Source organism: Variovorax sp. IB41, assembly GCF_016405905.1.
In the GTDB taxonomy this organism is placed as follows: Bacteria; Pseudomonadota; Gammaproteobacteria; order Burkholderiales; family Burkholderiaceae_C; genus Variovorax.
Genome location: NZ_JAEFCB010000004.1, coordinates 235,348 through 255,684, shown reverse-complemented (window position 1 = coordinate 255,684; position 20,337 = coordinate 235,348). Strand labels below are relative to the sequence as shown.

Below are 20,337 nucleotides of genomic sequence, written 5' to 3'. Positions count from 1 at the left end.
GCGGTGTGTCTCCGGAACGTCGAGTTTTAGCACGGTCGTGCTGTGAATCGGTGTCCGCGCGGCGACAAGCGTGGCACGGATAATCCCGCCCTCCCATGAAGAACATCGTGATCCTGATTTCCGGCGGCGGCTCCAACATGGCGGCCATCGTGCGTGCCACCGAGCGCGACCGCTGGGCCGAGCGCTTCGGCGCGCGCATCGCCGCGGTCGTGAGCAACAAGGCGGAAGCCGGCGGACTGGCGCTCGCCGCCGCTCATGGCATTGCCACCGAAATCGTTCCGCACAAGGAATTTCCGACGCGCGAGGCTTTCGACGAGGCGCTGGCGAAGGTCGTCGACGCGCATTCGCCCGATCTGGTGGTGCTGGCGGGGTTCATGCGCATCCTGACGCCCGGCTTCGTCGAGCGCTATGCGGGGCGGCTGGTGAACATCCATCCCTCGCTGCTGCCGGCCTTTCCGGGGCTGAACACCCACCAGCGCGCCATCGACGCCGGCTGCAAGGTGGCCGGCGTGACCGTACACCAGGTCACCACCGAACTCGACCACGGGCCGATCCTTGCCCAAGCCGTAGTGCCCGTGCTGCCCGACGACACCGCGGCTACTCTGGCGGGCAGGGTGCTGGCGCAGGAACATCAGTTGTATCCACGCGCCATTGCCGGATGGCTGGCAGATACATCACGTCACATTCGTAAATTTTGATTATATTGACGGGTTTTCGGGAGCTCGAAGTGAGGAAGAAAACCCCAACGCTGCTGGTCGCCATTGCCGGCGCCGCCCTTCTGGCCGGCTGCGCAGCGTCGTCGTCACCGGCATCCGCACCCGCCCAGGCTCCCGCCGCGCGGGCGGAGCCCGTCTACCAATGCAATGCCGATGGCGCCAGGTTCGCGGTCGGCCAGCCTCTGACGCCGCAGCTGGAAGCCGCGGCCCGGGTCCGGGCCGGCGCAGGAATCGTCCGTGTGCTGAAGCCGGGCGAGGCCGTCACGATGGAACTCAACGGCGGCCGGCTCAACCTGGATGTCGATGCGCGCAACCGCGTGACCGACGTTCGCTGCGGTTGACCCGGGGCCCCTCAGCCGGGCTGGATCGGCGTGAACCTGCGCTGCATCTGGCCGTCGATCTCGATCGTTTCGCCGAACATCGCGGCGGGGCGGACCCAGAGGCCGTGGGCCCCATAAAGCGCGCGGTACAGCGTCATGGGCTCCAGGGTCTCGCTGTGGCGCACGGTGCCCAGGACGTCGTACTCGCCGCCCTTGTAGTGGCGGTAGCGGCCTGGCGGCGTTTCGATCAGGGGCGGCAGGTCGTTGTCGTTGTTCAACGGGAGCTTCTTTCTTTGAAAACGGTCAGTGCTTGATTTGACGGGAGTCGAATGGATCGCGCGGATTTTGTTCACCTGGTTCGACTGAGCGAGCATGCCAGCGCCGACAACAGCGCGCGCTACCGGCGCAGCGTGGCGGCGTTTGCCGCGCTCGGTTATGCGTGGGTGCTGGGCTGTCTCGGAATCGCGGTGGGCCTGATTGTCTGGGTGGTTTCGTCGCTCGGGCGCGAGCGCTTCAGCCTGACGCGCGGCTGGCTGCTGGTCTTTGCGCTGGGGCTGCTCTGGGCCACGGTGCGCGCGCTCTGGGTGCGTTTCGACGAGCCGGAGGGCAAGGAACTCTCGCGCGCCGACGCGCCGGCGCTCTTCGAGGCGCTGGACCGCATCCGCGGCAAGATCAAGGGCCCGCCGGTCCACCGCGTTTATCTTGACGACGACTTCAACGCCAGCATCCGGCAGGTGCCGCGCTTCGGCCTCTTCGGCGGCGCGGTCAATTCCCTGAGCATCGGCCTGCCGCTTTTGATGATGCTGAACCGGCAGCGGCTGCTGTCGGTGCTGGCGCACGAATACGGCCACCTGCGCGGCAACCACGGCAAGCTGAGCGCCTGGATCTACCGCACGCGGCTCTCCTGGCTCAAGCTGGACGCCAGCCTGCAGCGCGATGAAGGCGTGATGGCGCTGTTCTCGCTCGCCTTCTTCCGTTGGTACTTTCCGCGCTTCGCGGCCAAGACCTTCGCGTTGGCCCGGCAGGACGAATACGAGGCCGACCGCATCTCGGGCCGGCTGCTGGGCACCGCGGTGGCCGCGGCCGCGCTGACCGAGATCGCGATCAAGGGCAACTGGTACGCCAACGAGTTCTGGCCCTCGCATTGGGCCCGGGCCGAACTGGAGCCCCAGGCGCCGGGGCCGTTCGCTGCCCTGCGCAAGCTCGCCCACACGCCGCCGGACGACGATTTCGCCCGCCAGGCGCTGCGCGAGGCAATGCGCCGCGTGAGCGACCTGGACGACACCCACCCCGTGCTGCGCGACCGGCTCGAAGCGCTGGGCCAGAAGGCGGTTCTGCCGCCATGGTCGGAGCGACCGGCGCTCGATCTGCTGGCCGACAGCGCGAAGTGGATCGGCCATTTCGACAACCTGTGGCGCCGCGCCCACGCCGGCGACTGGAAGCAGCACCATGCGCACCGCTCGCGCATCCGCGAGCGCATCGCGGTGCTGGCGGCGCGCGGCGAGCGCAACACGCCCGACGAGATGGTCGAGTGGGCCGATTCGGAGCGCCGGCTCGATCCGGCGGCGCCGGTGCGCGTGCGCTACGAGAGCGCGTTGCGCATCGCGCCGGAGCATCCGGGGGCGCTGCGGGGGCTGGTCCAGATGCTGCCCGTGAGCGACCGCGCCAGCCGCCTTGCGGTGCTGGAGCGGCTGCACCAGTCCGGCGCCGCGAGCCGCTGGTGGGCTGCCAGGAATGCTGTCGCTTCGCTGGAAGACCCGGATGCCGGGTCGCACGACGAAGACGCGCTCAAGCTGTGGCGCGGCCGGCTCAAGGAAGCGGAGGAGGCCGAGGCGCGCGCCTGGGAGGAAATCACCGAGACGCCGTTCTTCAGCCAGATCACGCGGCATGACCTGAACGACTACGAGTTGGGCGAACTGCGGGCGGACCTCGTTCGCTGCCTCCCCGCGTCGCGGGCCTGGCTGGTGCGCAAGACCCTGCGCGAATTTCCGTGGCGCCGCGCCTACATCGTGTTCGTCGAGCTGCCGGCGCTGGACGACGACGACCGCTGGCAGCTGTGCCGGCAGCTCGAGCAGACGCTGACCCTGCCGGGCGCGGCGCTGGTGCTCTGGGCCGGCCATTCGCCCACGCTGGCTGATATCGAGCAGCATGCTTTCGGGGCGGTCTGGACCCGCGAGGCCTAGCACGGCGACCGCCTGAGACAATCGGGGGATGCACCCCAAAGCCCTGTTGGAGGCCACCGCCGATCTGGTGGGCCTTGTCCTGAAATTCGATCACCCGGCCGACCAGGTCGTTTCCCGCTTCTTTCGCGACCACCGCGAGTTCGGTCCGCGCGAGCGCGCCACGCTGGCAGAGACCGTCTACACCGTGCTTCGCAAGAAGCTGCTGTTTGACCATCTCTCGCCCTCGGGCAGCGGCTCGAAGGAGCGCCGCATGGCGATCCTCGGCTTTCACGGCCCGCGCGACTTCCTGAAGAGCGCGCTCAACGACACCGAAAAGCGCTGGCTTGACAACTGCGATGCCGTCAAGCCGGACGACTTGCTGGAGCGCCATCGCCACAACCTGCCGGAATGGCTGGTGACGCCGCTCAAGGCGCAACTCGGCGACGGCTTCTGGCCGCTGGTCGAAAGCCTGCAGCAGCCGGCGCCGCTCGATCTGCGCGTCAATGCGCTGACCGACAAGCGGGCGGAAGTGAAGGCGGAGCTTGCGAAGGCTGCTATCAAATCTGAAGCGACGCCGTTCTCGCCGTGGGGCTTGCGCATCGAAGGCAAGCCGGCGCTGACCAAACTGGACGCGTTCGCCCGCGGCGCCGTCGAGGTGCAGGACGAGGGCTCCCAACTGCTCGCGCTGTTGCTGGACGCCAAGCGCGGCGAAATGGTGGTCGATTTCTGCGCCGGCGCAGGCGGCAAGACGCTGGCCATCGGTGCCACGATGCGAAATACCGGACGGCTTTACGCCTTCGACACCTCGGCGCACCGGCTCGACGCGCTCAAGCCACGGCTGGCGCGCAGCAAGCTTTCGAACGTCCATCCGGCGGCCATCGCCCATGAGCGGGACGACCGGATCAAGCGCCTCGCGGGCAAGATCGACCGGGTGCTGGTCGACGCGCCGTGCTCGGGGCTGGGCACGCTGCGGCGCAATCCCGACCTGAAATGGCGCCAGTCGCCCAAGTCGGTGGAGGAATTGACGGTCAAGCAGACGGCGATCCTGCAAAGCGCGGCCCGGCTGGTGAAGTCGGGCGGCCGGCTGGTCTACGCCACCTGCAGCGTGCTGCCGGAGGAAAACGAGGCCATTGCCGAGGCTTTCAGCGCTGCCAACCCCGATTTCGAGGCCGTGGACGCCGCAGAACTGCTGCAGGGGCTGAAAGTGGAGGGTTTCGAGGCGCTTTGCGCTGGGGGGGCGGACGGCAGGCGCTATCTGCGCCTCTGGCCGCATCGCCATTCGACCGACGGTTTCTTCGCCGCCGTGTGGAACCGCAAATAGGGGCAGGACTCCAAACTAGGGTTAATCAGCGCTTTTCTTGAAGGGTAAACGGCCTCGTTTTGACCCTCTCGCTTTAAAATCGCTGGTTAGCTTAAGGCTGCACCTTCGTGTGGCTATGGAGTACCTGACTCAATGTTGCTTCCTGACTCTGCCGTTCTCAATGCGGCCATCCAATGGCTCGGACACGGCTTGTGGGACATCACATGGTGGCAAGTCGTGTTGTACACGCTCGTCACCACGCACATCACGATCGCTGCGGTCACGATTTTCCTGCACCGCACGCAAACGCACCGGGCCATGGATCTGGGCCCGATTCCTTCGCATTTCTTCCGCTTCTGGCTGTGGCTGGGCACCGGCATGGTGACCAAGGAATGGGTTGCCATTCACCGCAAGCACCACGCCAAGTGCGAAACGCAGGAAGACCCGCACAGCCCGCAGGTCAAGGGCATCGACGAGGTGTTCTGGCGCGGCGCAGAGCTCTACCGCAAGGAATCGAAGAACAAGGACACGATCGATCGCTACGGTCACGGCACGCCCGATGACTGGATCGAACGCAACCTGTATTCGCGCTACAGCTGGCAAGGCGTGGGCCTGATGCTGGTGATCAACCTGGCGCTGTTCGGCACGCTCGGGATGGCCGTGTGGGCTGTCCAGATGCTCTGGATCCCGATCACCGCCGCCGGCATCATCAACGGCATCGGTCACTACTGGGGCTACCGCAACTTCGAGGCACCCGATGCCAGCCGCAACATCATGCCCTGGGGCCTGATCATCGGTGGCGAAGAGCTGCACAACAACCACCACACCTATCCGACGTCGGCCAAGTTCTCGGTCAAGAAGTACGAATTCGACATCGGCTGGATCTACATCCAGGCGATGCAGGCCATCGGCTGGGCCAAGGTCAAGAAGGTGCCGCCGAAGATGCAAATGGGCGACATCCAGCCCGTGGCCAACGAGAAGACGCTCGAGGCCGTCATCGCCAACCGCTACGAAGTCATGGCCGGCTATGCCCGCGAGATGCGCCGTGCGACCAGTGAAGAGCTGGCCCTGCTGAAGACCAAGGGCGCCGACCTGTCGGTGCTCAAGGCGGCCAAGCGCTGGCTGCACCGCGACGACGACAAGGTGCCGGCATCGGCCCGTACGCACATCGTGCAGGCGCGTGCCGCTCACCCGGTGCTCGACAAGATGGTGACGATGCGCGAAGAGCTGCGCCAGCTCTGGCTGAACACCTCGCAGTCGCGCGAGCAATTGGCGGCCGATCTGGCAGCCTGGTGCCATCGTGCTGAGGCCAGCGGTATTGCGGGTCTAAGGGAGTTCTCGACGCGTTTGCGCGCTGCACGCGCTTAAGAGATTCAGTCCTCAATAAAAAAAGCCGACCTTGGGTCGGCTTTTTTGTGCCCGTCGTATTTGCGTCTTGGTATTGCGCAATGGTATTGAATGCAATGCAAATCGACAGTCAACAAAAAACCCGCTGGGTAAGCAGCGGGTTCTTCTTTGAAAATCAGGGCTGAATTACTTCAGTTTGATTTCCTTGTATTCGACGTGCTTGCGCGCCTTCGGGTCGAACTTCATGATCGACATCTTTTCAGGCATCGTCTTCTTGTTCTTGCTGGTCGTGTAGAAGTGGCCGGTACCCGCGGTGGATTCCAGCTTGATCTTTTCGCGTCCGCCTTTGCTCGTTGCCATGATTCAGCTCCTTAAGCTTGGCCGCGTGCGCGCAGGTCTGCGAGCACGGCGTCGATACCGTTCTTGTCGATCAGGCGCAGTGCAGCGCTCGAAACGCGCAGGCGAACCCAGCGGTTTTCAGTCTCGACCCAGAAACGGCGGTATTGCAGGTTCGGCAGGAACCGGCGCTTGGTTTTGTTGTTGGCGTGGGAAACGTTGTTTCCGACCATCGGGCCTTTGCCCGTTACGTCGCATACGCGTGCCATGTGGACACTCTTTCTTGAACAGCTGGCACCGGCGCAATCAAAGGTGATTGCAGGTGTTTTGCAGCTTGACCTCGCCAGAAACGGGTGGCGGTACCCCGGCTTTGCCTGAATGCAGCAAGCCCCCGTGAGAGGGCCTTGTTTCGGCAAAGCCTCGGATTATAGCCCTTTTGGGCCGCACTCCGATCAGAGCGTACCGTCCTGCTCCAGGAAGCGCTGTGCGTCCAGCGCGGCCATGCAGCCCGTGCCCGCACTCGTGATGGCCTGGCGGTACACGTTGTCCTGCACGTCGCCGGCGGCGAAGACCCCCGGAATGCTGGTCATCGTCGCGAAGCCCTGCAGGCCCGAACGGGTCAGGATGTAGTTGTCCTTCATCTCCAGCTGGCCCTGGAAGATGTCGGTGTTCGGATGGTGCCCGATGGCGATGAAGCAGCCCTTCAGATCGATCTGCTCGGTCTCGCCGGTCTGCGTGTTCTTGATCCGGATGCCGGTCACGCCCGTGCCGTCGCCCAGCACCTCGTCGAGCTCGTTGTGCAGCTTCAGCACGATCTTGCCCTCGGCGACCTTTTCCTTGACCTTGTCGATCAGGATCGGCTCGGCGCGGAACTTGTCGCGGCGATGCACCAGCGTCACCTTGTTCGCGATGTTGGCCAGGTACAGCGCTTCCTCGACAGCCGTGTTGCCGCCGCCGATCACGCAGACTTCCTGCTCGCGATAGAAGAAGCCGTCGCAGGTCGCGCAGGCCGAGACACCGCGGCCCATGAACTTCTCTTCGGAATCGAGGCCCAGGTATTTGGCCGAAGCGCCCGTCGCAATGATCAGCGAATCGCAGGTGTAGGTGCCGCTGTCGCCGGTCAGGGTGAAGGGGCGCTTGCTCAGATCGACCTTGTTGATATGGTCGAAAACGATCTGCGTCTTGAAGCGTTCGGCGTGTTCGAGAAAGCGCTGCATCAACTCGGGCCCCTGCACGCCATGCACGTCCGCCGGCCAATTGTCGACTTCGGTGGTGGTCATCAATTGACCGCCCTGGGCAATGCCCGTGATGAGCAAAGGCTGCAGGTTTGCGCGGGCTGCATAGACCGCTGCGGTATAGCCGGCGGGGCCGGAGCCGAGAATCAAAACCTTGGCGTGTTGGGGAGCGGACATGAGTAGAAAACCTAGGATATACGCTGCGTCAGCGTGTACATTTTCAGGGTGGTAGCGATATATGTGGAGTATCACCGCCCGGTTCAACACCGGGTGCACGGTGTTTTCAATGCGCGCGATTGTAGTAATCCATTGGCTTGCCTTTTGGACCAACTCCGCGCGCTGTATCAGGGATTGATAAATGTCGATGCTGTCCAACCTTGAATTGCTTCGGCGCGTTCCTTTGTTCGCGTCGTTGACAGCCACGCAGTCCGCAAGCATCGCGGACGCGATCATCAAGAAGCGCTTCAAGCGTGCCGAAGTCGTGGTGGAGCAGGGCAAGAAGTCCGATGCGCTCTACATCATCCTCACCGGGCGCGCCCGCGTGACCAGCGCCGACAGCCGGGGCCGCGAAGTCATCCTGGCCACGCTGAACCCCGGCGACTACCTGGGCGAAATGAGCCTGATCGACGACGAGCCGCACTCGGCCACCGTGCGCACCGAGATCCAGTGCGACGTCCTCATGCTGGGCCGCGACGCGTTTGCGCGCTGCCTTCCCGAGAATTCCTCGATGGCTTACAACATCATGCGCGGCCTGGTGCAGCGCCTGCGCCACGCCGACCGCAAGATCGAGTCCCTGGCGCTCATGGACGTCTATGGCCGCGTGGCCCGCTCGCTGCTCGACTTCGCCGTCGACGACGGTGCCGGCAATCTCAAGGTGCGCGACAAGATTTCCCGCCAGGACTTGGCAAAGATGGTCGGCGCCTCGCGCGAAATGGTGAGCCGCGTGATGAAGGACCTGGAAGAGCGCGGTTTCGTTCAGACCCTGGATGACGGGGCAATGATCGTCAAGGAACGGCTCCTGACGCTCACTTGAGCCTTCGGGCCGGACGCCGCGGGCGGTCCCGGCCTTTTGTTGTAGTGTTCGGGCGTCCGGCCTCCGATTCACAGGGCCGGGTGCCGTGTTTTTCATGACCTATTCGCTCAATACGCTTCAATCTTCTTCCGCCGCCGATGGGCAACCCGTGCGCCTGCGCGCCATGCGCTTCGCCCACGAAATCACGCTGATCGCAGGATTCGCAGCGCTGCTGTTCTGGCTGCTCGCCATGCTGAGCTTCACGCCCTCCGATGCCGCCTGGTCGACGTCGGGCACCGGCGGCGAGGTCAAGAACTGGGGCGGCCGCATTGGCGCCTGGCTGGCCGATGGCAGCTATTACGCGGCCGGCTATTCCGTCTGGTGGTGCCTTGCGGCCGGCCTGCGCGCCTGGCTCTCCTCGCTGGCGAACTGGCTGCGCGGCGGCGAGACCGCCCCGGCCGAGCAGCCGCCCCGCGGCCGCTTCAACCGCAGCCGCGTGGCGTTCTGGTTCGGTCTCATCCTCCTGCTGTGCGCGAGCGCCATGCTCGAATGGTCGCGCCTGTACCGGCTCGAATCGCACCTGCCGGGCTCGGGCGGTGGCGCGCTCGGCTACCTCGTGGGGCCGGCCAGCGTCCGCTGGATGGGCTTCACCGGATCGGCGCTGGTGGCCATCGCCGGCGGCGTGATCGGCTCGGCACTGGTCTTCCGCTTCTCGTGGAGCCTGATTGCCGAGCGCATCGGCGCCCGCGCCTATTCGCTCTTCGAATCGCGCCGCGAAAAGCGCGAAATGGCCGCCGACATCGCCATGGGCAAGCAGGCCGCCCGCGAGCGCGCCGAGGCCGACGAGCCCTCGTTCACGCGCAGCGGCGATCCGGGCAGCAAGGGCAGCACGGGCGAGGGGCCCGCCATGACGACCGATTTCCCCGACGACGAGGAAATCCTCATCGAGCCGCGTCCCAAGCGCCGCCCGCCGTCGCCGCCGGTTCAGATCGAGCCCGCGATGACCGAGGTGCCCCGGAGCGACCGCGTCGTCAAGGAGCGCCAGAAGCCGCTCTTCAAGGAACTCCCCGACAGCAAGCTGCCGCAGGTCGACCTGCTCGATGCGGCGCTGGTGCGCCAGGAAACCGTCTCCGCCGACACGCTCGAGATGACCTCGCGCATGATCGAGAAGAAGCTCAAGGACTTCGGCGTCGAGGTGCGCGTGGTGCTCGCCTCGCCGGGCCCGGTGATCACGCGCTACGAAATCGAGCCCGCCACCGGCGTCAAGGGCTCGCAGATCCTGGGTCTTGCCAAGGACCTCGCGCGCTCGCTCTCGCTGGTGTCGATCCGCGTGGTCGAGACCATCCCGGGCAAGAACTACATGGCGCTCGAGCTGCCCAACGCCAAGCGCCAGTCGATCAAGCTCAGCGAAATCCTGGGCTCGCAGATCTACAACGAAGGCAAGTCCATGCTCACCATGGGCCTGGGCAAGGACATCATCGGCAACCCCGTGGTGGCCGACCTCGCGAAGATGCCGCACGTGCTGGTGGCCGGTACCACCGGCTCGGGCAAATCGGTCGGTATCAACGCGATGATCCTGTCGCTGCTCTACAAGGCCGAGGCACGCGACGTGCGGCTCTTGATGATCGATCCGAAGATGCTCGAAATGTCGGTCTACGAAGGCATTCCGCACCTGCTGGCGCCCGTGGTCACCGACATGCGCCAGGCCGCGCACGGCCTGAACTGGTGCGTGGCCGAAATGGAGCGCCGCTACAAGCTCATGAGCAAGCTGGGCGTGCGCAACCTGGCCGGCTACAACACCAAGATCGACGAGGCCAAGGCGCGCGAGGAGTTCATCTACAACCCCTTCAGCCTCACGCCCGACGATCCGGAGCCGCTCAAGCGCGAGCCGCACATCGTAGTGATCATCGACGAACTCGCCGACCTCATGATGGTGGTCGGCAAGAAGATCGAAGAACTCATCGCCCGCCTCGCGCAGAAGGCGCGCGCCGCCGGCATCCACCTCATCCTGGCCACGCAGCGGCCCAGCGTGGACGTGATCACCGGCCTCATCAAGGCCAACATCCCCACGCGCATCGCGTTCTCGGTGGGGTCCAAGATCGACAGCCGCACCATCCTCGACCAGATGGGTGCCGAGGCGCTGCTGGGCATGGGCGACATGCTCTACATGGCCAGCGGCAGCGGCCTGCCGATCCGCGTGCACGGCGCCTTCGTGAGCGACGAGGAAGTGCACCGCGTGGTGGCCTACTTGAAGAGCCAGGGCGAGCCCGACTACATCGAGGGCGTGCTCGAAGGCGGCACGGTCGATGGCGACGGCGACGGCGACCTCCTGGGCGGCGGCGATGCCGAAAAGGACTCGATGTACGACCAGGCGGTCGAGGTCGTGCTCAAGAACCGCAAGGCCAGCATCTCGCTGGTGCAGCGCCACCTGAAGATCGGCTACAACCGCGCCGCGCGCCTGGTCGAGGACATGGAAAAGGCCGGCCTCGTGAGCGCCATGAGCGGCAGCGGCCAGCGCGAAATCCTGGTGCCCGCGCGCAGCGAATAATCGGTGCGGCGGCGGCTCGCGATTCCGGATCGCGCGGATCGCGCGAAATTGCGGTTACGTGCTGAAAGGCAATTTGCACAAGCGCCCGCCGGCATTGCAAATCTTCATGAAGACCTACACATGCCGCAATTCGCGGCGGGTAGGGTCGATGCCCAGTGCAATAGCTTTTTCCGAGCTTTTTCGAGGAATCCAAATTGAAAATCCGCCATTGGCTACTGATCGGCCTTCTCTGCTCCGCCAACGCCTGGGCCGGGGGGCTTGAAAGCCTCGAGACCTTCGTGAAGACGGTCAAATCGGGCCGCGCCGAATTCACCCAGACCGTGACCGCGCCTTCGCGCGAAGGCCAGCCCGGCCGCGTCAAGACATCGACCGGCACCTTCGAATTCCAGCGTCCCGGCAAATTCAAGTTCGATTACCGCAAGCCCTTCGCCCAGAGCATCGTGGCCGATGGCAAGACGCTCTGGCTCTACGACGCCGACCTGAACCAGGTCACGCAACGCGCCCAGGCGCAGGCGCTGGGCTCCACGCCCGCCGCGCTGATCGCCGCGGCCCCCGACCTGCGCGCGCTGCAGGCCGATTTCGCGCTCGAAGCCGCGCCCGAGCACGACGGCCTCGAATGGGTCAAGGCCACGCCCAAGAACAAGGACGGCCAGCTGCAAAGCGTGCTGGTCGGCTTCCAGGGGGACGCGCTGGCGGCGCTCGAAATTCTCGACAGCTTCGGCCAGCGCTCGGTGCTCAAGTTCAGCAAGGTCGAAGTGAATCCTCCGCTCGCGGCCAGCGTGTTCGATTTCAAGGCGCCCGCCGGCGCCGATGTCGTCAAGCAGTAACCATCACGCAAGCAGCGCAAGTTTGGCCACCAGCTCTCACCAACCCCTTGCCGAGCGCCTTCGCCCGAAGACGCTCGGCGAAGTGATCGGCCAGCAGCACCTGCTCGGCCCGGGCATGTCGCTGCGCATCGCCTTCGAGTCGGGCCAGCCGCATTCCTGCATCCTCTGGGGGCCGCCGGGCACCGGCAAGACCACCATCGCGCGCCTGATGGCCGATGCCTTCGACGCGCAGTTCCTGAGCATCAGCGCGGTGCTGGGCGGCGTGAAGGACATCCGCGAGGCCGTCGAGCGCGCCACGGCCGCGCGCGACGGCCTGGAACAGCAGCGCACCATCGTCTTCGTGGACGAGGTGCACCGCTTCAACAAGAGCCAGCAGGACGCGTTCCTGCCGCATGTGGAGTCGGGGCTTTTCACCTTCATCGGCGCGACCACCGAGAACCCGTCGTTCGAGGTCAATTCGGCCCTGTTGTCGCGGGCAGCGGTGTACGTGCTGCAGCCGCTCACCGAGGGCGACCTCAAGGAGATCGTCGCCAAGGCGCAGTCGATCCAGGCGGTCCCGGCCATCGAGGAGGCGGCCATCGACCGGCTCGTGGCGTATGCCGACGGCGACGCGCGCCGCCTGCTCAACACGCTCGAGACGCTGGCCGTCGCGGCCCGTGCCGAGAAGCTCGAGAACATCGGCGACGAATGGCTGCTGCGCGTGCTCGGCGAGCGCATGCGGCGCTACGACAAGGGCGGTGAGCAGTTCTACGACACCATCAGCGCGCTGCACAAGTCGGTGCGCGGCAGCGATCCCGACGCCGCGCTCTACTGGTTCGTGCGCATGCTCGATGGCGGCGCCGACCCGCGCTACATGGCGCGGCGCCTCGTGCGCATGGCGAGCGAAGACATCGGCCTGGCCGACCCGCGCGCACTGCGCCTGGCGCTCGATGCGGCCGAGGTCTACGAGCGGCTGGGTACCCCGGAGGGCGAACTCGCGCTCGCCGAATGTGTGGTGTATCTCGCGATCGCGCCCAAGTCGAATGCGGTCTACAAGGCCTACAACGCGGTGCGCGCCCTCATCAAGAAGGACAGCACGCGCCCGGTGCCCATGCACCTGCGCAATGCGCCCACCAAGCTCATGAAGGAGCTCGACTACGGCAAGGGCTACCGCTACGCGCACGACGAGGCAGGCGGTTTCGCGGCCGGGGAGAACTATCTTCCCGAGGGCCTGGAGGGCCAGGTCTTCTACGAGCCCGTGGAGCGGGGCCTGGAAATCCGCATCGGCGAGAAGCTGCGCGAACTGCGCCGCCTGAACGCTGAAAAGGGCGACTGATACCCCACCGATACCCTCTTGCGCGCCTTCGCTCGCCCTCGCGCGAGCCGCGCATGAACTTACGCCCATACAGCATGGCGTGAGCGGGTAAACCCCGGTCGCTGCGCACCAAATCAGCGCTGGTGCGTGCTTACAATCCCGCCCACAAATCCGCCTGCGACACATGCTGGCTGGTTTTTTGCTTGTCCAGCCAAGGGCGCCAAACCGGTGCCACGGTGGGTGAATGGCACCCCGCAACGGTGCAACACATAGGGAATCGCGTTATGGAAATATTGCTGCAGCAGATCATCAACGGTCTGGTACTCGGCAGCATGTATGCCTTGATAGCCTTGGGCTACACCATGGTGTACGGCATCATCAACCTCATCAATTTCGCGCACGGAGAAGTGCTGATGGTGGGGGCTCTCACAAGCTGGACCATCATCGGACTCATGAAGGACGGCATGCCCAACACGCCGGGCTGGCTGGTCCTTCTCATCGCATTGATCATTGCCTGCATCGTCGCGGCCACGCTCAACTTCGTGATCGAGAAGGTGGCCTACCGGCCGCTGCGCAACAGCCCCAAGCTCGCGCCGCTCATCACGGCCATCGGCATGTCGATCCTGCTGCAGACGCTGGCCATGATCATCTGGAAGCCGACCAACAAGGCGTATCCCAACCTGCTGCCCACCGACCCCATCCACGTGGGCGGCGCGGTCATCTCGCCCACGCAGGTCATGATCCTGAGCGTCACGGCGTTCTCGCTCGTGGTGCTGATGTGGCTGGTCAACTACACCAAGCTCGGACGCGCCATGCGCGCCACCGCCGAGAACCCGCGCGTCGCCGCGCTCATGGGCATCCGCCCCGACATGGTCATCTCGGCCACCTTCATCATCGGCGCTGTGCTCGCGGCCATCGCCGGCGTGATGTACGCATCCAACTACGGCATCGCGCAGCACGCGATGGGCTTCCTGCCCGGCCTGAAGGCCTTTACCGCGGCCGTGTTCGGCGGCATCGGCAACCTGGCCGGCGCGGTGGTCGGCGGCATCCTGCTGGGCCTCATCGAGGCCATCGGCTCGGGCTACATCGGCACCCTCACGGGTGGCGTGCTGGGCAGCAACTACAGCGACATCTTCGCGTTCATCGTGCTGATCGTCATGCTCACCCTGCGACCGTCGGGCCTGCTCGGCGAACGCGTGGCGGACCGTGCGTAAGGAGCGAGACATGAAGAACAGCAAAAACCTCGCTCTCTACGTCATCGGCGCCATCGCGGTGCTCGCGCTGCCGCTGCTCCTGCAGATGCAGGGCAACGCCTGGGTGCGCATCGCCGACATCGCACTGCTCTACGTGCTGCTGGCCCTGGGCCTCAATATCGTGGTCGGCTATGCCGGTCTGCTCGACCTGGGCTACGTGGCCTTCTTCGCGGTGGGCGCGTACCTCTTCGCGCTCATGGGCTCGTCGCACCTGACCGAGACTTTCCCGTGGTTCGCGCAGATGTTCCCGAACGGGCTGCACACCTCGTTGCTCATCGTGATTCCGCTCGCGCTCGTGGTGGCCGGTTGCCTGGGCGTGCTGCTCGGCGCGCCCACGCTCAAGCTGCGCGGCGACTACCTGGCGATCGTCACGCTCGGCTTCGGCGAAATCATTCGCGTGTTCCTGAACAACCTGGACCAGCCGGTGAACATCACCAACGGTCCGAAGGGCATCACGGCGATCGACTCCATCAAGTTCTGGGGCCTCGACCTCGGCAAAGCCTGGAAGTTCGACGGCTTCACCGTTTCTTCCGTGTCGCTGTACTACTACCTGTTCCTGGCGCTCGTGATCGCCACCATCATCATCTCGCACCGCCTGCAGGTCTCGCGCATCGGCCGCGCCTGGATGGCCATCCGCGAAGACGAAATCGCCGCCAAGGCGATGGGCATCAACACCCGCAACATGAAGCTCCTGGCCTTCGGCATGGGCGCGAGCTTCGGCGGTGTGTCGGGCGCGATGTTCGCGGCCTTCCAGGGCTTCGTGTCGCCCGAGTCCTTCAGCCTGATGGAGTCGGTGATGATCGTCGCGATGGTGGTGCTGGGCGGCATCGGGCACCTGCCCGGCGTCATCCTGGGCGCGGTGCTGCTGGCGGCATTGCCCGAAGTGCTGCGCTACGTGGCCGGCCCGCTGCAGTCGCTGACCGACGGGCGCCTGGATGCATCCATCCTGCGTCAGCTCTTCATCGCGCTCGCCATGATCATCATCATGCTGGTGCGTCCGCGGGGCCTGTGGCCCTCGCCCGAGCACGGCAAGACGCTGACCCGCAAGGGCGGCGTGCCGGTCGACCCGGCCCATGCGGCCGTCGCCCCCGGCTCGCTGCAGACCCATGCGCCGGGCATCGATACGCCCGCCGACGAATTGCCCGGCGGTGCCGAGCGTCCCATGTCGATCAATCCGTGAGCAAAGGAGCAACCGACATGACGACCACTACCTCCACCACCACCACCGACACCATCCTCGACGTCCGCGGCATCTCCAAGCGCTTCGGCGGCCTGCAGGCGCTTTCCGACGTCGGCATCACCATCAAGCGCGGACAGGTCTATGGCCTGATCGGCCCGAACGGCGCCGGCAAGACCACCTTCTTCAACGTGATCACCGGGCTCTACACGCCCGACAGCGGCACCTTCGAGCTGGCCGGCAAGCCCTACCAGCCGACGGCGGTGCACGAAGTGGCCAAGGCCGGCATTGCGCGCACCTTCCAGAACATCCGCCTCTTCGCCGAAATGACGGCGCTGGAGAACGTGATGGTCGGGCGCCACATCCGCACCCATTCGGGCGTCTTCGGCGCGATGCTGCGCACCGGCAGCTTCAAGGCCGAGGAAAAAGCCATTGCCGACCGCGCGCACGAGCTGCTCGACTACGTGGGCATCGGCAAGTTCGCCGACTACAAGGCGCGCACGCTGAGCTATGGCGACCAGCGCCGCCTCGAAATCGCCCGGGCCCTCGCCACCGACCCGCAGCTCATCGCGCTCGATGAACCCGCCGCCGGCATGAACTCGACCGAGAAGGTGCTGCTGCGCGAGCTGATCGACCGCATCCGCAAGGACGACCGCACCATCCTGATCATCGAACACGACGTCAAGCTCATCATGGGCCTGTGCGATCGCGTGACCGTGCTCGACTACGGCAAGCAGATTGCCGAGGGCACGCCGGCCGACGTGCAGAAGAACGAAAAAGTGATCGAGGCTTACCTCGGAACGGGGGGCCATTGAAATGAGCACAGCAACGATGACGAGCGAAGAAGAAACCCGCGCCACCGCGGTCGAGGCCAAGGCCGCTGGCAAGACGCTGCTCAAGGTCAGCGGCCTGAAGGTCGGCTACGGCGGCATCCAGGCCGTCAAGGGCGTGGACTTCGAGGTGCGCGAGGGCGAGCTGGTCTCGCTGATCGGCTCCAACGGCGCCGGCAAGACCACCACCATGAAGGCCATCACCGGCACGCTGCCGGCGGGCGCGGGCAACATCGAATTCCTCGGCCGCAGCATCAAGGGCCGCGGCGCCTGGGACCTCGTGGGCGAAGGCCTCGTGATGGTGCCCGAAGGCCGCGGCGTCTTCACCCGCATGACGATCACCGAGAACCTGCAGATCGGTGCCTACATCCGCACCGACAAGGCCGGCATCGCGAGCGACATGGAGCGCGTGTTCGTCACCTTCCCGCGCCTTCGCGAACGCAAGGACCAACTGGCCGGCACGATGTCGGGCGGCGAGCAGCAGATGCTGGCCATGGGCCGCGCGCTGATGGCGCGCCCCAAGGTGCTGCTGCTGGACGAACCCACCATGGGCCTGTCGCCGATCATGTGCGACAAGATCTTCGAGGTGGTGCAGACCGTGGCCGCGCAAGGCGTCACGATCCTCCTGGTGGAGCAGAACGCCAACCGCGCGCTGCAACTGGCCGACCGCGGTTACGTCATGGAGTCCGGCCTCATCACGATGGACGGCGACGCCAAGGAACTGCTGCGCGACCCGCGCGTGCGGGCCGCCTACCTAGGCGAGTAAATGACGGCCCCCCGGCTTTTCACTTCGCTTCGCTGCGTGTAATTCGCCACCCCCCGAGGGGGAGGCGCGGCCCGCCTTGGGGCGGCCCGGCGACGGCCGCCTTTCAGTCGACTTTTGCGCCGGTGGCCTTGACCACTTTTTCGTACTTGGCCAGTTCGGTCTTCATGAAAGCGCCGAACTGCTCGGACGAGTTGCCCACCGGCTCGGCCAACAACGATGCGAAGCGGGTCTTCGTTTCCGGCGCATTCAGCGCGGCGACGAAGGCCTGGTTGAGCTTGGCGACCACGTCCTGCGGCGTGCCGGCCGGCGCAACGAGGCCCCACCAGGTGTCGATCGAGAAGCCCTTGAGCGTGTCGGCCACCGGCGGCACGTCGGGCAACGAGGCGCTGCGCTGCAGCGTCGTTACCGCAATGGCCTTCAGCTTGCCCGAGCGGATGTTCGGCGCGGCGGTCGCGAGGTTGTCGAAGTTGAAATCGACCTGCCCCGAGATCAGCGCCAGCTGCGCCGGGTTGCCGCCGTTGTACGGAATGTGCAGCGCGAAGATGCCCGCTTCCTTCTTGAAGAGCTCGCCCGCCAGGTGGCCGGCGCTGCCGTTGCCGCCGCTGCCGTAGTTGAGCTTGGCGGGGTTGGCCTTGGCGTAGCGGATCAGGTCGGCCACCGAATTGATGTTCAGGCGCTTGGCCGTGTCGGCGTTCATCACCAGCACGTTGGGCACGCGGACCATCTGGGTGATCGGTGCGAAATCGGTCGCGGCGTTGAACGGCATCTTGCTGTAGAGCCACGGATTGACCGCATTGGTGGCCGTGGCCGCGATGCCGATCGTGAGGCCGTCCGGCGGCGCCTTGGCCACCATATCGGAGCCGATGTTGCCGCCCGCGCCGGGCTTGTTGTCGATGATGACCGGGCCCAGCACGTCCTTCACGCGCTCGGCCAGCATGCGTGCGGTGACATCGACGGGGCCGCCCGCCGCATAGGGCACGACCAAGCGGATGGGGCGCTGCTGCTGCTGCTGGGCCGTGGCGTGGCCCGCGGCGAGGGTTGCGGCGCCTGCGAGCAGGGTGAGGAGGAAGTGTCTCGTTTTCATTTTTCTGTCTGCGGATGGGAAATCGAAAAAATCAGGGCAAGGCCTTGTCGGCCTCGGTGGTGAACGCGTCGGCAAAGAACTCTTCTTCGGGCAGGCCTGCCAGCGCCACGTAGTCGCGCTTGGCCGAGTCGACCACGATGGGCGCGCCGCAGGCATAGACCTGGTGGCCCGACAGGTCTGCGAAGTCTTCCAGCACGGCCTGGTGAACGAAGCCGGTGCGGCCGGTCCAGTTGTCGTCGGGCGTGGCGTTGGAGATCACGGGCACGTAGCGCAGGTTCGGCATGCGGGCCAATTGGCCGCGCACCCATTCGTCCATGTACAGGTCCTCGGGCCGGCGGCCGCCCCAGTAGAGCGTGGCAGGCCGGTCGATGTCCTTGAACTTCATGTGCTCCAGCAGCGCCTTGATCGGTGCGAAGCCCGTGCCCGAGGCCAGGAGGATCATCGGCTTGTCGGAGTCCTCCCGCAGGAAGAAGCTGCCGAACGGGCCTTCGATGCGCAGGATTTCCTTTTCCTTCATGACGCCGAAGACGTGGTCGGTGAACTTGCCGCCCGGCAGGTGCCGCAGGTGCAACTCGATGCCCGTGCCCGGCTGGGCCAGCGTGTGCGGCGCATTGGCCATCGAGTAGCTGCGGCGCGCGCCGTCGCGCAGGATGAACTCCACGTACTGCCCCGCGTGGAACTGCAGCGGCTCGCCGGCCGGCAACTGCAGGCGCAGCATCATCACGTCGTGCGATTGGCGCGTGAGGGCCAGCACCCGCACCGGCATCTTGCGGATCGGCAGCGCCCCGGCCTCGGTGACCTGGCGCGATTCGAGCACCACGTCGCTCGTGGCGTGCGCGCAGCAGGTCAGCACGTAGCCCGCGAGCTGTTCCTCGGCGCTCAGGGCCTTGCTCTGGTGGGGGCCGAGGGTGACCTCGCCCGAGAGCTTCTTGCACTTGCAGGAGCCGCAGGCGCCGTCCTTGCAGCCATAGGGCAGGCCGATGCCCTGGCGGATGCCGGCCGCGAGGATGGTTTCGTCGCCATGAACCGTGAAATGGCGCCCGCTGGGCTCGACGGTGATGGAAAAGCCGGCTTCGTGCGGCGGTGCAGCAGTCATCTGTATTCTTCGGCTTGTTTTTCAGCCTGGGTCTGAAACGGAAAGGGAACAGGATTTTGCCTTCAATCAATAGCCCCTCCGGCGCGCTGCCGGCGCGGTTCCGGCGCGAGCGCCTTCTGATCGTCGGTTGCGGCGATGTCGGCCAGCGGGTGGCGCGCGACCTGCGCGGGCGCATGCAACTGGTGGCGCTCACGTCTTCGGCCGAGCGGGTCGCCGCGCTGCGTGCCGCCGGCATCCGCCCGCTGGTGGGCAACCTGGACGAGCCGGCCACGCTGCGCCGCCTGGCGGGCATCGCGACGCGGGTGCTGCACCTGGCGCCACCCGCGCGCGATGGCGGCGCCGCCTGGTGGCGCGACCAGCGCACCACGGCCCTGGCACGCGCCTTGAGGCTGCGCTCGGTGCCTCTGGCCCTGGTCTACGGCTCGACCAGCGGCGTGTACGGCGATTGCGGGGGCGCCCGCGTGAGCGAAACGCGCGCCGTGCGGCCCGACACGCCGCGCTCCCACCGGCGCGTGGACGCCGAGCGCGCCGTGCGCTGGCTCGGCCGAAGCGCCGGCGTGCGCGCGAGCATCCTGCGCATTCCGGGCATCTATGCGCCGGACCGCGAGAACGGCACGCCGCGTGGCCGCCTGCAGCGCGGCACGCCGGTGCTGCGCCGTGAAGACGACGTCTACACCAGCCACATCCATGCCGACGACCTGGCGCGCGCCTGCATTGCGTCGCTGTTCCGCGGCCGGCCGCAGCGCATCGTCCACGCCTCGGACGACACCGAGCTGCGCATGGGCGACTACGTCGACCTCGCTGCCGATCTCTACGGCATGGCGCGCCCGCCGCGCGTGGCACGCGAGGAGGCCGAGCGCCAATTGCCGCTGCAGTTGCTGAGCTTCATGGGGGAATCGCGCCGGCTCGACAACACGCGGCTCAAACGCGAGCTGCGCGTGCGGCTCGCGCATCCGACGGTGCACACCGGCCTGCGCGCCGAGGCCTGATGGCGTGATGCCCAGCCTGCCCGCGGAAGCCTTTCACCGCGATTG

General features: G+C 66.0%; 20 protein-coding genes. 14 read left to right on the top strand and 6 right to left on the bottom strand.

The window, feature by feature from the left end:
* The first annotated feature begins 95 nt into the window (after positions 1–95).
* Together purN and JC881_RS11475 are read left to right on the top strand one after the other, a co-directional pair.
* Entirely contained in the window at positions 96–698 is a 603-nt protein-coding gene (gene purN / locus JC881_RS11480) for a phosphoribosylglycinamide formyltransferase (protein ID WP_198785833.1), read from the top strand.
* A gap of 29 nt (positions 699–727) precedes the next feature.
* On the top strand, positions 728–1,057 hold the full coding sequence (locus tag JC881_RS11475) for an I78 family peptidase inhibitor (RefSeq protein WP_198785832.1): 330 nt from the start codon (positions 728–730) through the stop codon (positions 1,055–1,057).
* 11 nt (positions 1,058–1,068) lie between these two features.
* Here JC881_RS11475 and JC881_RS11470 read toward each other — a convergent pair whose 3' ends face one another.
* On the bottom strand, positions 1,069–1,314 hold the full coding sequence (locus JC881_RS11470) for a DUF1653 domain-containing protein (protein ID WP_198785831.1): 246 nt from the start codon (positions 1,312–1,314) through the stop codon (positions 1,069–1,071).
* 51 nt (positions 1,315–1,365) lie between these two features.
* Between JC881_RS11470 and JC881_RS11465 the strand changes: the two genes are divergently transcribed.
* From JC881_RS11465 to JC881_RS11455, 3 genes are all read left to right on the top strand, one after another.
* Positions 1,366–3,219: a M48 family metalloprotease gene (locus JC881_RS11465; protein ID WP_198785830.1), complete on the top strand. Its 1,854-nt coding sequence runs from the start codon at positions 1,366–1,368 to the stop codon at positions 3,217–3,219.
* A 28-nt stretch (positions 3,220–3,247) separates the two neighbouring features.
* Entirely contained in the window at positions 3,248–4,519 is a 1,272-nt protein-coding gene (locus tag JC881_RS11460) for an RsmB/NOP family class I SAM-dependent RNA methyltransferase (RefSeq protein WP_198785829.1), read from the top strand.
* 132 nt (positions 4,520–4,651) lie between these two features.
* The gene (locus tag JC881_RS11455) at positions 4,652–5,866 is read left to right on the top strand and encodes a DesA family fatty acid desaturase (protein WP_042580840.1); all 1,215 of its coding nucleotides are present in this window, start codon (positions 4,652–4,654) and stop codon (positions 5,864–5,866) included.
* 165 nt (positions 5,867–6,031) lie between these two features.
* Here the strand turns inward: JC881_RS11455 and rpmG are convergent, their stop codons facing one another.
* From rpmG to trxB, 3 genes are all read right to left on the bottom strand, one after another.
* The gene (gene rpmG / locus JC881_RS11450) at positions 6,032–6,205 is read right to left on the bottom strand and encodes a 50S ribosomal protein L33 (protein ID WP_007830291.1); all 174 of its coding nucleotides are present in this window, start codon (positions 6,203–6,205) and stop codon (positions 6,032–6,034) included.
* A gap of 11 nt (positions 6,206–6,216) precedes the next feature.
* Positions 6,217–6,450 carry a 50S ribosomal protein L28 gene (gene rpmB, locus JC881_RS11445; protein ID WP_007830293.1) on the bottom strand — a complete coding sequence of 78 codons (234 nt, stop codon included), beginning with the start codon at positions 6,448–6,450 and terminating at the stop codon, positions 6,217–6,219.
* Positions 6,451–6,633: 183 nt separating this feature from the next.
* Positions 6,634–7,593, bottom strand: a complete 960-nt coding sequence (gene trxB, locus JC881_RS11440; RefSeq protein ID WP_013539843.1) for a thioredoxin-disulfide reductase — start codon at positions 7,591–7,593, stop codon at positions 6,634–6,636.
* 181 nt (positions 7,594–7,774) lie between these two features.
* Between trxB and JC881_RS11435 the strand changes: the two genes are divergently transcribed.
* From JC881_RS11435 to JC881_RS11400, 8 genes are all read left to right on the top strand, one after another.
* Positions 7,775–8,449: a Crp/Fnr family transcriptional regulator gene (locus JC881_RS11435; RefSeq protein WP_198785828.1), complete on the top strand. Its 675-nt coding sequence runs from the start codon at positions 7,775–7,777 to the stop codon at positions 8,447–8,449.
* 94 nt (positions 8,450–8,543) lie between these two features.
* Positions 8,544–10,976 carry a DNA translocase FtsK gene (locus tag JC881_RS11430; protein ID WP_198785827.1) on the top strand — a complete coding sequence of 811 codons (2,433 nt, stop codon included), beginning with the start codon at positions 8,544–8,546 and terminating at the stop codon, positions 10,974–10,976.
* A gap of 194 nt (positions 10,977–11,170) precedes the next feature.
* Positions 11,171–11,803 (top strand): outer membrane lipoprotein chaperone LolA, encoded by a 633-nt coding sequence (gene lolA / locus JC881_RS11425; protein ID WP_198785826.1) that lies wholly within the window; start codon positions 11,171–11,173, stop codon positions 11,801–11,803.
* Between the two features lie 22 nt (positions 11,804–11,825).
* Entirely contained in the window at positions 11,826–13,118 is a 1,293-nt protein-coding gene (locus tag JC881_RS11420; protein ID WP_269823157.1) for a replication-associated recombination protein A, read from the top strand.
* Between the two features lie 263 nt (positions 13,119–13,381).
* Positions 13,382–14,311, top strand: coding sequence for a branched-chain amino acid ABC transporter permease (locus tag JC881_RS11415; RefSeq protein ID WP_013539848.1), 930 nt, complete (start codon positions 13,382–13,384; stop codon positions 14,309–14,311).
* A gap of 10 nt (positions 14,312–14,321) precedes the next feature.
* Positions 14,322–15,530 carry a branched-chain amino acid ABC transporter permease gene (locus tag JC881_RS11410; RefSeq protein WP_198785824.1) on the top strand — a complete coding sequence of 403 codons (1,209 nt, stop codon included), beginning with the start codon at positions 14,322–14,324 and terminating at the stop codon, positions 15,528–15,530.
* Positions 15,531–15,547: 17 nt separating this feature from the next.
* On the top strand, positions 15,548–16,342 hold the full coding sequence (locus JC881_RS11405; RefSeq protein ID WP_198785823.1) for an ABC transporter ATP-binding protein: 795 nt from the start codon (positions 15,548–15,550) through the stop codon (positions 16,340–16,342).
* A gap of 16 nt (positions 16,343–16,358) precedes the next feature.
* Complete coding sequence (locus tag JC881_RS11400) at positions 16,359–17,123, top strand: ABC transporter ATP-binding protein (protein WP_198785903.1); 765 nt, start codon at positions 16,359–16,361, stop codon at positions 17,121–17,123.
* A gap of 103 nt (positions 17,124–17,226) precedes the next feature.
* Here JC881_RS11400 and JC881_RS11395 read toward each other — a convergent pair whose 3' ends face one another.
* Together JC881_RS11395 and JC881_RS11390 are read right to left on the bottom strand one after the other, a co-directional pair.
* Entirely contained in the window at positions 17,227–18,207 is a 981-nt protein-coding gene (locus JC881_RS11395) for a Bug family tripartite tricarboxylate transporter substrate binding protein (protein ID WP_198785822.1), read from the bottom strand.
* Positions 18,208–18,238: 31 nt separating this feature from the next.
* On the bottom strand, positions 18,239–19,303 hold the full coding sequence (locus JC881_RS11390) for a CDP-6-deoxy-delta-3,4-glucoseen reductase (protein ID WP_198785821.1): 1,065 nt from the start codon (positions 19,301–19,303) through the stop codon (positions 18,239–18,241).
* Between the two features lie 56 nt (positions 19,304–19,359).
* Between JC881_RS11390 and JC881_RS11385 the strand changes: the two genes are divergently transcribed.
* Positions 19,360–20,292, top strand: a complete 933-nt coding sequence (locus JC881_RS11385; RefSeq protein ID WP_198785820.1) for an SDR family oxidoreductase — start codon at positions 19,360–19,362, stop codon at positions 20,290–20,292.
* Positions 20,293–20,337 lie beyond the last annotated feature (45 nt).

What these genes read in the sequence shown, in the direction of transcription:
- JC881_RS11460 (WP_198785829.1), top strand. Translation starts at nt 3,248, where the DNA reads ATGCACCCCAAAGCCCTGTTGGAGGCCACCGCCGATCTGGTGGGCCTT.
- JC881_RS11400 (WP_198785903.1), top strand. Translation starts at nt 16,359, where the DNA reads ATGACGAGCGAAGAAGAAACCCGCGCCACCGCGGTCGAGGCCAAGGCC.
- trxB (WP_013539843.1), bottom strand. Translation starts at nt 7,593, where the DNA reads ATGTCCGCTCCCCAACACGCCAAGGTTTTGATTCTCGGCTCCGGCCCC.
- rpmG (WP_007830291.1), bottom strand. Translation starts at nt 6,205, where the DNA reads ATGGCAACGAGCAAAGGCGGACGCGAAAAGATCAAGCTGGAATCCACC.
- JC881_RS11430 (WP_198785827.1), top strand. Translation starts at nt 8,544, where the DNA reads ATGACCTATTCGCTCAATACGCTTCAATCTTCTTCCGCCGCCGATGGG.
- JC881_RS11405 (WP_198785823.1), top strand. Translation starts at nt 15,548, where the DNA reads ATGACGACCACTACCTCCACCACCACCACCGACACCATCCTCGACGTC.
- rpmB (WP_007830293.1), bottom strand. Translation starts at nt 6,450, where the DNA reads ATGGCACGCGTATGCGACGTAACGGGCAAAGGCCCGATGGTCGGAAAC.
- JC881_RS11455 (WP_042580840.1), top strand. Translation starts at nt 4,652, where the DNA reads ATGTTGCTTCCTGACTCTGCCGTTCTCAATGCGGCCATCCAATGGCTC.
- purN (WP_198785833.1), top strand. Translation starts at nt 96, where the DNA reads ATGAAGAACATCGTGATCCTGATTTCCGGCGGCGGCTCCAACATGGCG.
- JC881_RS11415 (WP_013539848.1), top strand. Translation starts at nt 13,382, where the DNA reads ATGGAAATATTGCTGCAGCAGATCATCAACGGTCTGGTACTCGGCAGC.
- JC881_RS11395 (WP_198785822.1), bottom strand. Translation starts at nt 18,207, where the DNA reads ATGAAAACGAGACACTTCCTCCTCACCCTGCTCGCAGGCGCCGCAACC.
- JC881_RS11465 (WP_198785830.1), top strand. Translation starts at nt 1,366, where the DNA reads ATGGATCGCGCGGATTTTGTTCACCTGGTTCGACTGAGCGAGCATGCC.
- JC881_RS11410 (WP_198785824.1), top strand. Translation starts at nt 14,322, where the DNA reads ATGAAGAACAGCAAAAACCTCGCTCTCTACGTCATCGGCGCCATCGCG.
- JC881_RS11435 (WP_198785828.1), top strand. Translation starts at nt 7,775, where the DNA reads ATGTCGATGCTGTCCAACCTTGAATTGCTTCGGCGCGTTCCTTTGTTC.
- JC881_RS11390 (WP_198785821.1), bottom strand. Translation starts at nt 19,303, where the DNA reads ATGACTGCTGCACCGCCGCACGAAGCCGGCTTTTCCATCACCGTCGAG.